This is a genomic window from Vibrio sp. YT-18 (genome assembly GCF_033337345.1).
Classification (GTDB): Bacteria; Pseudomonadota; Gammaproteobacteria; order Enterobacterales; family Vibrionaceae; genus Vibrio; species Vibrio alginolyticus.
In genome coordinates this window covers 1-1,321 of sequence record NZ_JAWOQO010000128.1, presented here as the reverse complement: position 1 = coordinate 1,321, position 1,321 = coordinate 1, and the positions used below count along the sequence as shown (strand labels likewise).

The window sequence follows — 1,321 nt, the reverse complement described above, 5'->3', positions numbered from 1 at the left end:
AATTTCCGAGTACTAACCTCAACTTTACGGTAGCACCAATAGAATAGATCCGTTAAGATCCCGCCCCCTTTATCTCGGTGATAAAACATGAACTACGAACAACTCGCACAACAAATCAAAGTTTGGGGAAAAGAGCTCGGCTTTCAAAAAGTAGGCATCTGCGACGTTGATCTTAGTGAACATGAAGCCGCACTACAAAAATGGCTAGATGCTGGCTATCACGGCTCAATGGATTGGATGGCTCGTCACGGAATGATGCGCGCCAGACCCAATGAGTTATTACCGGGAACCGTTCGCGTTATCAGCGTCCGGATGGACTACCTACCGCCAGAAGCGCAATTTGCTTCAAATCTCGCGAATAAAAATCACGCTTATATTAGCCGCTATGCGCTAGGGCGTGATTACCATAAGCTGGTCAGAAAACAACTCAACAAGTTGGGTAAGCTCATAGAAGAAGAAGTGGGTCAGTTTGGTTATCGCCCTTTTGTCGACTCTGCGCCAATACTTGAGCGCCCTTTAGCCCAAAAGGCCGGATTGGGTTGGACAGGTAAACACTCACTGATCTTAGATAAAGAGTGTGGTTCTTGGTTCTTCCTTGGTGAACTGCTGATTGACCTACCTTTCCCAGTCGATACTCCAAGTGTCGACCAATGCGAAAAATGCCGAGCGTGTATTACGTCATGCCCGACTCAAGCCATTGTAGAAGATAAAGTTGTCGATGCGAGACGCTGTATCTCTTATCTCACGATAGAGTTTGATGGTGTCATCCCTGAGGAATTCCGCAAACCGATGGGTAACCGCATCTACGGCTGTGATGACTGCCAACTCGTCTGCCCATGGAACCGCTATGCAGACGTTACCGAACAAGAAGATTTACATCGCCGGGAAAGCTTTCACAACCCAGACTTGGTTGAATTATTCCAATGGGACGAGGCGACGTTCTTAAAAAATATGGAAGGTTCTGCTATCCGTCGTATCGGTCACGAACAATGGCTACGTAATATATCTGTCGCACTTGGTAATGCAGAATACAGCCAACGGGTGATAGACGCACTTAATGCGCGACTTGGTGAAAGTAAATTACTGGATGAGCACATCGAATGGGCACTTACCCAGCAGCTCAACCATATCCCTTCTGTAGATGCAGAACCGATTGAGACGAAGAAAAAGCGTTTAATTAGAATTGTTGAGAAAGGCTTACCTAGGGATGCCTAGTGCGTAGCCTATATGCAAGAGATTGAAAACACTTTTTGCATGCTCAATACATGACCCTGTTCTCAATTCTGTAATGTGGAAAAAAATTCTAGATTTGATTAAAAAT

1 protein-coding gene is annotated in these 1,321 nt (G+C 45.5%); it reads left to right on the top strand.

Features of this window, described 5'->3' with window-relative positions:
* Nucleotides 1-87 precede the first annotated feature (87 nt).
* Nucleotides 88-1,215, top strand: coding sequence for a tRNA epoxyqueuosine(34) reductase QueG (gene queG, locus R7M72_RS24870; protein ID WP_318056433.1), 1,128 nt, complete (start codon nt 88-90; stop codon nt 1,213-1,215).
* The last annotated feature ends 106 nt before the right edge of the window (nt 1,216-1,321 follow it).

What these genes read in the sequence shown, in the direction of transcription:
- queG (WP_318056433.1), top strand. Translation starts at nt 88, where the DNA reads ATGAACTACGAACAACTCGCACAACAAATCAAAGTTTGGGGAAAAGAG.